General features: G+C 74.4%; 8 protein-coding genes and 1 pseudogene. 5 read left to right on the top strand and 4 right to left on the bottom strand.

From position 1 onward, the window contains the following. The first annotated feature begins 177 nt into the window (after positions 1 to 177). Complete coding sequence (locus AB0K09_RS24655; protein WP_366067555.1) at positions 178 to 1164, top strand: DUF6528 family protein; 987 nt, start codon at positions 178 to 180, stop codon at positions 1162 to 1164. Between the two features lie 22 nt (positions 1165 to 1186). Here AB0K09_RS24655 and AB0K09_RS24650 read toward each other — a convergent pair whose 3' ends face one another. After that, the gene (locus tag AB0K09_RS24650) at positions 1187 to 2386 is read right to left on the bottom strand and encodes a hypothetical protein (RefSeq protein ID WP_366067554.1); all 1200 of its coding nucleotides are present in this window, start codon (positions 2384 to 2386) and stop codon (positions 1187 to 1189) included. A 124-nt stretch (positions 2387 to 2510) separates the two neighbouring features. Then, positions 2511 to 2705: a hypothetical protein gene (locus AB0K09_RS24645; RefSeq protein ID WP_366067553.1), complete on the bottom strand. Its 195-nt coding sequence runs from the start codon at positions 2703 to 2705 to the stop codon at positions 2511 to 2513. A 319-nt stretch (positions 2706 to 3024) separates the two neighbouring features. On the opposite strand from AB0K09_RS24645, the gene AB0K09_RS24640 reads away from it, so the two are divergent. After that, the gene (locus AB0K09_RS24640; RefSeq protein ID WP_366067552.1) at positions 3025 to 4209 is read left to right on the top strand and encodes a CapA family protein; all 1185 of its coding nucleotides are present in this window, start codon (positions 3025 to 3027) and stop codon (positions 4207 to 4209) included. Positions 4210 to 4309: 100 nt separating this feature from the next. On the opposite strand, the gene AB0K09_RS24635 is transcribed toward AB0K09_RS24640, so the two are convergent. After that, positions 4310 to 4729 (bottom strand): SH3 domain-containing protein, encoded by a 420-nt coding sequence (locus AB0K09_RS24635; protein WP_366067551.1) that lies wholly within the window; start codon positions 4727 to 4729, stop codon positions 4310 to 4312. Positions 4730 to 4816: 87 nt separating this feature from the next. Next, positions 4817 to 5821 (bottom strand): non-homologous end-joining DNA ligase, encoded by a 1005-nt coding sequence (gene ligD, locus AB0K09_RS24630; RefSeq protein WP_366067550.1) that lies wholly within the window; start codon positions 5819 to 5821, stop codon positions 4817 to 4819. Between the two features lie 77 nt (positions 5822 to 5898). Here ligD and AB0K09_RS24625 point away from each other — a divergent pair, with 77 nt between their 5' ends. The 3 genes and pseudogenes from AB0K09_RS24625 to AB0K09_RS24615 all read left to right on the top strand — a co-directional run. After that, positions 5899 to 6960: an ATP-dependent DNA ligase gene (locus AB0K09_RS24625; RefSeq protein WP_366067549.1), complete on the top strand. Its 1062-nt coding sequence runs from the start codon at positions 5899 to 5901 to the stop codon at positions 6958 to 6960. 135 nt (positions 6961 to 7095) lie between these two features. Then, positions 7096 to 8220, top strand: coding sequence for a glycoside hydrolase family 6 protein (locus tag AB0K09_RS24620; RefSeq protein ID WP_366067548.1), 1125 nt, complete (start codon positions 7096 to 7098; stop codon positions 8218 to 8220). Between the two features lie 155 nt (positions 8221 to 8375). Continuing rightward, positions 8376 to 8598 (top strand): annotated as a pseudogene (locus AB0K09_RS24615) (asparagine synthetase B family protein); the annotation flags it as partial.

Raw genomic sequence — 8598 nt, 5'->3', positions numbered from 1 at the left:
ACGCTCCCCGCGCTGCCGGGCGCGCTGCGGGCACCGCATGTAAATCATCCTTTCGGTCGACCTGCGGTGCGGATTCGGGCGTGGCGTGCGGGCGGCGGGCGGCGGTTCGCCGAAGCTGTGCGCTGCGTGCGCGGCCGGGAGGAGGCCCCCGCGTGCCTGGACTGCGGGAGCGCTGACGTGAGAGGTCTGTGGGCCGCCCTGCTGGCGGCCGTCGTCGTCGTGGTGTCCGCCGGTTCGCCCGGCGCCGCGCGGCCCCGTCCTCCGGGATACGGGCGGCTCGCGGCGTCCTCGGCCATCGTGACGGCCGATCAGGCGACGCGTGCCGTCTACGTACTGAGTCCCGATCAAGCGCGGTGGGACGCGGACAGCGGTGACGGCGTGCTCTGGTCGTGGAGCGCGGACGACGGCGAGGAACTCGCCGATCTCGGTCCCGGGACCTCGTGGACGAACCCCAGCGAGGTGAAGTTCCGGGAGCTGGACGGGCGGCGCTATCTGCTGGCCACGGCCTCGGGCGGGCTGGCGGCCGTGATCGGCTACCCGGACCGGTCGGTGTACTGGGCGGCCGACACCGGTACGGGCAACGCGCACAGCATCGACCTGTTGCCCGACGGCGACGTCGCCGTGGCGGCGAGCACGGGCGGGTACGTGCGGCTGTACGCGGCGGCGGCCGGCTCCCGGGTGACCCGGCACGCGCAGGTGGCGCTGGCCGGGGCGCACGGTGTGCACTGGGATCCCGGGACGCGGCTGCTGTGGGCGCTGGGCAGCCGGCAGCTCCTGGGCCTGCGCGTGGGCGGCGATCCCGAGGACCCCGCGCTGAGCGTCGTGCACCGGATCGCCCTGCCCACGCGCGACGGGCACGATCTGGCGCCCGTCATGAGCTCGCCGGGCCGGCTGTGGGTGACGACGGCCTCGGCGGTGTACCAGTTCTCGACGTCGCAACGGGCCTTCGTGTCGTATCCGCTGCAGTCCCGGATCAACGGGCCGGGGGTCAAGAGCATCGGCGACGACCCGCGCACCGGGCAGATCCTGGTGGCCCGGCCGGAACCGGGCCACTCCTGCGCCTGGTGCACGTCCCGGCTGACGCTCTACAACCCGGACGGCAGCCGCACGCTGCTGCGCGGCGGCATGTACAAGGCCCGCTGGTGGACGACGCGGCGGGACTGACGCGCCGTGGGCCCGCCGGCCGTCAGCGGACGGCCGGGCGCGGTTGCTCCTCCAGCCGGGCGCGGACGGCTGCCGCGGCGCCCTCGCCGTCCGGGAAGCGTTCCCACAGGGCGAGCAGTGCGGGCGCGAGCCGGCGGGTGTGTTCGCCGCTGTGCTGCCAGCAGTAGTGCGCGCGCCTGAGCGCGGCGACCGCCTCGGCGTCCGTGGGCCCGCCCCGGGCCAGGCGGTGCGAGGCGGCGGACATCCAGAGTTCGGCGGCCCGGGGGTGGTCGCCCGCGAGCCGTGCGAGGTCGGCCCGGACCTCGACCCACAGCGCGGCCTCGGGGCTGTGCGGCCCGTGCCGTCGCAGCGTCTGCTGCTCCCAGGCGGCGGCCATGGCGGCCGCCTCGTTGTGCCGCCCGGCGTGGGCGGCGGCGAGGATGCGGGGCAGGGGGTCGTCGTCGGCGGGTGCGGCGGGCCCGGGGACGCCGGGCGCCGGGGCCGTCTCCGCGGGGGCGGCGGGTCCGGGGGCCGGAGCGGGCCCGGGGGCCGGCGGGGGTGCCGCCGGGTTGGCGAGGACGGGCACGGGCGGTCCCTGGTCCAGGGTCAGGGCAGTTTCGGGCAGGATCGCCTGGGTGAGGGCCAGCTGGTGCAGCCGCCCGGGGTCGAGGACCGGACCGGCTTGCGGGTCGCCGACGGACAGGGCGGTGAGGAAGGCCCGGGTGTAGGGGCCGGCCTCGGGTGACGGCTTGTCGGGCGTGGGCGTGACGACGCCGCACAGGGTCAGCCCGCCGGACAGCCGGCCGTCACCGGCTGCGGCGGCCAGGTGCGGCCAGGTGTGCGCGTCGGCCTCCACGTCGGCCATCAGCAGCGTCGGTCCGGCGTGTTCGCGCAGGACGCCGGTGAGCCACTCCCAGGGCAACCCCGTGTAGCGGACGGTGGCGGGGGTGCTCTCGCGCAGCGCCAGGTGGAGCTGGGTGCTGCGGCGGGCGGGGACCATCAGGTGGCCGGTGACCCACACCAGCAGGGGGCCCGGCACCCGGGCGGCGTCCCGGAGGTAGGCGAGCACGCTCTGGGGACCGGCCATGGCGGGCAGTTGCACCACGTCGGCCGAGCGGGCGGCGAGGAAGCCGCGGGGCCCGGCGCCCGCGACGGCGTGCGCGGTGGGGTTCGGCAGGGTGCCGCGCCGCCGGTCGGGAGTGCCGTCGAGCAGCAGAACACAACCATGCATCGGGTGGTCCAACGCGATTCGTCCTTCCGGCCGGTACCTGCACGACGTGCGCGTACGTGACGCAACTGTAGGCGCCGGGGCCGGAGTCGAGGACGGTAACGCCGGGGAAGGCGGGGAGGAGGACGCCACGGGCGCGTCAGTGGCGCTTGCGCGGCAGTGAGCGGGCGCGGCGTTCCTCGGTGCGGATGCGGCGCTCCTCGGCTGCCTTCTTCACCCCCTCGGCGCGCCGCTCGGCGTACCCGTTGGGCTCGACGACGTGGAAGCACTGGCCGCAGACATACCCCCCCTCGGGACCCTCGATCACCGGGTTCAGGCAGTCTTTGCAGAGCATGGCGGCAGCATTCGTCTGGGGGATGTCGGAGCTGTCCATTATTTCCCGGCGGCACCGCAGTTGTTGCACGACCAGCCGCCGTCCGACCCCTGGATCACGGGCGCGCCGCAGCGAGTACAGTTCACGGTCCTCTTCCTCCCCGGCCCATGATGGCATCGGGCGGACCGGTCCGGAAGAAGCCTGCGCGAAGCCGGCGCCGCCACCGCTTCCGCGCGGTTCCCGCACCCCATCCGGCCCCCGTCTCCGCGAAATCCGGCACGGATGCACATATAAGTCATATGAGGAGTGCACCGTCCGTCCAGGGAAGCGGAGTCGGGAGATGCGGAAACGCCGGCGCAGGACCGCCGTGGCGGTGGTGGGCGTGCTGGCCGCACTGACCGCGGGGTGCACCCCGCCGGGCGTGGAGCGGCAGCGGGCGCGGTCCGGTTCGGCGAAGGCGGCCCGCACGGCCCCGGGCGGCTTCACCCTGGTGGCCACCGGGGACGTGATCCCGCACGACGCGGTCATCCGGCAGGCGCACCAGGACGGGGCGCGGTCGGGGACGGCGTACGACTTCCGTCCGATGCTGGCGGGGGTGCGCGGCGTCGTCGCGGGCGCGGATGTGGCGATCTGTCACATGGAAACGGTGTACGGCGAGGCGAACGGTCCCTTCAGCGGCTATCCCCTGTTCGTCTCGCCGCCCCAGATCGCGCAGGCGCTCAAGGAGACCGGGTACGACTCCTGCTCGACCGCCTCCAACCACACGCTGGACGCCGGGCCCGCGGGGGTGCGGCGCACCCTGGACGCGATGGACGCGGCGGGCCTGCGGCACGCCGGCTCGGCCCGCACCGCCGCCGAGGGCGCCGGGGTGACCCTGCTGCCGGCGGGCCGGGCGAAGCTCGCCCATCTGTCGTACACCTACGCCACCAACGGCATTCCCGTGCCGCACGACCAGCCGTGGGCGGTCAACCTCATGGACCGGGACCGCATCCTCGCCGATGCCCGGGCGGCCCGGCGGGCGGGCGCGGACGTCGTCGTGGTCAGTCTGCACTGGGGCACCGAGTGGCAGCAGGAGCCCGACGCCCAGCAGCTCACCCTGGCGCGCGAGCTCACCGCGGCGGCCACCGGCGGCCGGCCCGACGTCGATCTGATCCTGGGGACGCACAACCACGTGCCGCAGGCCTACGAGAAGGTCAACGGCACGTGGGTGGTCTACGGCATGGGCGATCAGCTCGCGGGCGAGATGTTCAACCCCGCCGGCGCTCCGGACGCCCGGGGCAACCGGAGTTCCATCGCCCGCTTCACGTTCGCGCCGCCCCCGCGGGCGGGGCAGCGCTGGCCCGTGGTGAAGGCCGAGTTCGTGCCCCAGCTCACGGATCTCAAGCCGCCGCTGCGGGTGGTCGACCTCAACCGGGCGGTGGCCGACCAGCCGGAGCGGTCGGACCTCGCCGATGCGCGGGAGCGGATCCGTGCCGCCGTCCTCTCCCGGGGTGCCGGCAAGGACGGCCTGGTACTCGCCGACTGACGCCGGCCGGGTGCGGCGGGCTCGCCGCGGCTCGTGCCGCGGTCCGGTCCGGGTCCCGTCGTGGCCACTCCACGGGACCCGGACACGGCCGGCCCCGGCGTCAGCCCATCGCCGCCTGCGACTCGGTGCTCATGTCCATGGCGCTGCGGTTGAGGGACCGGCAGAACGGCACGTTGGCGGGCGGGTTCTCGAGGTACTTGCCCGAGATCCAGGTGCTGCGGTCGCGCAGCATGTACCAGGTCGAGTTGCCACCCACGTCCTGGCCGCGGACCTTGCAGCGCAGCGCGATCTGGGTGCGGTGCTTGATCACGCCGCGCACCGAGGCGTCGGTGCTGGGGTACGTGCGCTCGTTGATGCCCGACTGGGCGGCCACCGTGCCGCTGGGCACGGCCGAGGGCACCTTCGGGTTCGGGTCCGCCGCCTGGGCGGGCACGGCGGTCAGCAGGGACCCGCCGAGTGCGGCGGCGACGATCACGCCCGCCGTGAGCTTCTTGCCGCGGACCGCGAATTTCCTGGACATGTGGGGCTCTCCTCTGTGCGAAGTTGATACCGCATTGCCCCAGTTCCACCGGAAATGTCGATATAAACCTAGATTGCCAACCTCGCGTCACTTCTTGGCCCGGCTGGGCTGCACCCGCTTCGGCTCGCCCTTCATCTTCGGGTGCTCCGGCGGGTAGGGCAGGTCCCCGAGCCCGTGCTCGCGCTCGTCGCGCTCGGCGAGCTCCAGCGCGGCCTCCAGCCGGCACGGGTGCCCGTCCATGCCGGCGTGCACGTCGCCGAGCTCGGCGAACCGGCCCGGCATGGTGCCGAGGTCGAAGTCCTCGGGCACCGCGCCGGGCAACTCCTCCCACCGCAGCGGCGCCGACACGGGCGCGTGCGGGCGGGGGCGGACGGAGTAGGCGCTGGCGATGGTGCGGTCACGGGCCGTCTGGTTGTAGTCGACGAAGACCTTGGCGCCGCGCTCCTCCTTCCACCATGCGGTGGTGATCCGCTCCGGCGCCCGCCGCTCCAGCTCCCGTGCGACGGCGATGGCGGCGCGCCGCACCTGCACGAAGGTCCACTCGGGGACGATGGGCACGAAGACGTGCATCCCGCGCCCGCCGGAGGTCTTGGGCCAGCCCGTCAGCCCCAGACCGGCGAGCACCTCGCGCAGCTCCAGGGCGGCGCGCACCGCGTCCGCGTAGTGCGTGCCGGGCTGCGGGTCGAGGTCGATGCGCAGCTCGTCGGGGTGGTCCGTGTCGGTGCGCCGCACCGGCCAGGGATGGAAGGTGAGACAGCCGAGGTTGGCGGCCCATACGACGGCCGCGGCGTCCACCGGGCAGATCTCGTCCGCGTACCGGCCGCTGGGGAAGGAGATGCGGCCGGTCGGGATCCATTCGGGCAGGTTCTTCGGCGCCCTCTTCTGGAAGAAGGACTCCCCCGCGACACCGTCGGGATACCGCTCCATCATCGTCGGCCGGTCGCGCAGCGCACGGACGATGCCGTCGCCCACACTCAGGTAGTAGCGGGCGAGGTCGTACTTGGTGAACCCGCGCTCGGGGAAGTACACCTTCTCCGGGTGGGACAGGCGCACCGTTCGCTCGCCGACGGTGAGCTCCAGCGTCTCTGCCATGTGCCCACGCTAGGCGGCGGGTCCGGGCGGCGCCTGTCGACGGGCGCGGGGCCGGGCGTCCCCGCAGAATCCGGACCATGGACCTTCCGGTGATGCCCCCCGTCGCCCCGATGCTGGCGAAGACGGCGGCGGCCATTCCGCCCGGGATGCAGTACGAGGCCAAGTGGGACGGCTTCCGGGCCGTGGTGTTCCGGGACGGCGACGAGATCGAGCTGGGCAGCCGCTCGGGCAAGCCGCTGACCCGCTACTTCCCCGAACTGGTGGCCGAGCTGCGCCGGCAGCTGCCCGAACGCTGCGTCCTGGACGGCGAGATCGTCATCGCGCGCGGGGGCCGCCTGGACTTCGACGCGCTGCTGGAGCGCATCCACCCCGCCGACTCCCGGGTGCGCCATCTGGCCCAGGTGACCCCGGCGAGCCTCATCGCCTTCGATCTGCTCGCCCTCGGTGACGCGTCCCTGCTCGGGGTTCCCCAGCGCGAACGCCGCGAGGCCCTGACGGACGCTCTGGCCGGGGCGGCGCCGCCGTTGTTCGTCGCGCCCGTCACCTACGACCTGGAGGTGGCCCGGCACTGGTTCGAGCAGTTCGAGGGCGCGGGCCTGGACGGCGTCGTCGCCAAACCGCCCGGCCTGCCGTACCGGCCCGGCGAGCGGGTCATGGTCAAGGTCAAGCACGAACGCACCGCGGACTGCGTCGTGGCGGGCCTGCGCCCCCACAAGAGCGGCCCGGTCGTCGGCTCGCTGCTGCTGGGCCTGTACAACGCGGCCGGGCGGCTCCAGCACGTAGGGGTCTGCGCGTCCTTCCCCATGCGCCGCCGCGCGGAGCTGATGGACGAGCTGGAGCCGCTGCGCATGCCCTCCGCCGAGGGCCACCCCTGGGAGGACTGGGCCAGCGCCGAGGCCCAGGCCACCGACCGGCTGCCGGGCGGCCCCAGCCGGTGGACCGGCAAGAAGGACCTGTCGTGGACCCCGCTGCGCCCGGAGCGGGTCTGCGAGGTCGCCTACGACCACATGCAGGGCGACCGCTTCCGGCACACCGCCCAGTTCCGCCGCTGGCGCCCCGACCGGGAGCCGGAACAGTGCACCTACGCGCAGCTGGAGGAGCCGGTGAGCTACGACCTCGGGGAGGTCCTGGGCACCTGAGCCCTTCCGGTGCCCCTTTTCGGAGGAGCCGGCGCACCCGTACGGCGCAGATCTGCCCACCCGGCGACACGACGCCCTTCCGGCCTGGAAGGAAGAGGGAAAGCCAGGCCGAACGACAGTGGAAGGGTGACGCCCATGGCCGGCGCGTGGACGAACCGCACCTGCTCCGGGGCCCGGCGCCGGGCACTCGCGCTGGCCTGCGCGGGCGTCGCCGTGTGCCTGCCGGCCGGCGCCGGCCCCGCGGCCGCCACCGATCCCGGCGGCGCCTCCGACTCCCCCTTCTGGGCCGAGCCCGCGGCCCGGCCCGCGCGGCAGGTGCGGACCTGGCAGGAGCGGGGCCGCGAGGAGGACGCCGCCGCGCTGGAGCGCATCGCCCGGCAGCCGACGGCGATCTGGCTGACCGACCGTGATCCGCGGCCGCAGGTCGAACGGATCACCCGGGAGGCGGCACGGGCACGCCGCATCCCGCTGCTGGTGGCCTACAACATCCCGCACCGCGACTGCGGCCAGTACTCCTCCGGGGGCGCCCCGGACGCGGCCCACTACCGCGACTGGGTGGCGCGCGCTGCCGCCGGGATCGGCGACCGGCGCGCGTGGATCGTGCTCGAACCCGACGCCATCGCCCAGTGGGCCTCCGGCTGCGTCCCCGCACAGGCCGCCGACGAGCGGCTGGCCCTGCTGGCCGAGGCGGTACGGACGTTCAAGGCCCACCCGGGCGCGGCGGTCTACATCGACGCCGGCAACGCCGGCTGGATCTCCGACCAGCAGAAGCTGGCCACCGCGCTGAAGCGGGCCGGCATCGACCAGGCCGACGGCTTCGCCCTGAACGTCTCCAACTTCCACAGCACATCCGTCACCCGCGAGTACGGCGGCCGGCTCTCCGCGCTGCTGGGCGGCAAGCACTACATCGTCGACACCAGCCGCAACGGCAACGGCCCCCTGCCGCAGACCCAGACGGACGGCAAGGCCGGGGCCGAGTCCTGGTGCAACCCCCCGGGCCGCGCCCTGGGCACGCCGCCCACCACGGTCACGGGCGACGAGCACATCGACGCCTACGTATGGATCAAGCGGCCGGGCGAGTCCGACGGCACCTGCCGGGGCGCCCCGCCGGCCGGGCAGTGGTACCCCGCCTACGCCCTGGGCCTGGCGACCAACCCGTCGGCCCCGCCCCAGGCCACCCCACCGGCACCGCTGCCCACTCCTGCACCGGCCCCGGCCCCGGCGGCCACACCCGCACCGGCACCCGCACCGCACGGCTGAAACGGAATCAGCTCATACGCTTTCCTTCCCATCCGTCTTTCCATCCTCAGGAGTGAAGAATTCGGCCGCCCGGCTTAGCGCATTGACGCCCGGGCATCTCCGGCGTGCGGCACGCGTCCGCGCCCCGCACGGAAACGCCGGAGAGGAGATCTCCCGTGGGACACCAGGGGATCCACGAGCCCCCGGGCCGGTGGGGCCGGGCCTGGTTCGTCGTGCTCCCCGACGGCGAGGCGGGCCTCACCGCGGCGCGGGCTCTGCGTCCCCTGGCCCCGCAGACGATCGAGCACGCCTCCGGCCGTCCGTGGCTGCTGGGCAGCTGGCCGGAAGGACGGGTGACGGTCGCCGGGGCCGGCCCGGCCCGCCTGGCAGTGATCGGGC

The organism is Streptomyces sp. NPDC049577, assembly GCF_040675635.1.
Classification (GTDB): domain Bacteria; phylum Actinomycetota; class Actinomycetes; order Streptomycetales; family Streptomycetaceae; genus Streptomyces.
Note: the sequence above shows the minus strand (reverse complement) of the source record. Positions and strands in the feature narration are given on the sequence as shown.

Excerpts from the sequence above, each read along its gene's own strand:
- AB0K09_RS24645 (WP_366067553.1), bottom strand. The coding sequence starts at position 2,705 with ATGCTCTGCAAAGACTGCCTGAACCCGGTGATCGAGGGTCCCGAGGGG.
- AB0K09_RS24640 (WP_366067552.1), top strand. The coding sequence starts at position 3,025 with ATGCGGAAACGCCGGCGCAGGACCGCCGTGGCGGTGGTGGGCGTGCTG.
- AB0K09_RS24635 (WP_366067551.1), bottom strand. The coding sequence starts at position 4,729 with ATGTCCAGGAAATTCGCGGTCCGCGGCAAGAAGCTCACGGCGGGCGTG.
- ligD (WP_366067550.1), bottom strand. The coding sequence starts at position 5,821 with ATGGCAGAGACGCTGGAGCTCACCGTCGGCGAGCGAACGGTGCGCCTG.
- AB0K09_RS24625 (WP_366067549.1), top strand. The coding sequence starts at position 5,899 with ATGGACCTTCCGGTGATGCCCCCCGTCGCCCCGATGCTGGCGAAGACG.
- AB0K09_RS24620 (WP_366067548.1), top strand. The coding sequence starts at position 7,096 with ATGGCCGGCGCGTGGACGAACCGCACCTGCTCCGGGGCCCGGCGCCGG.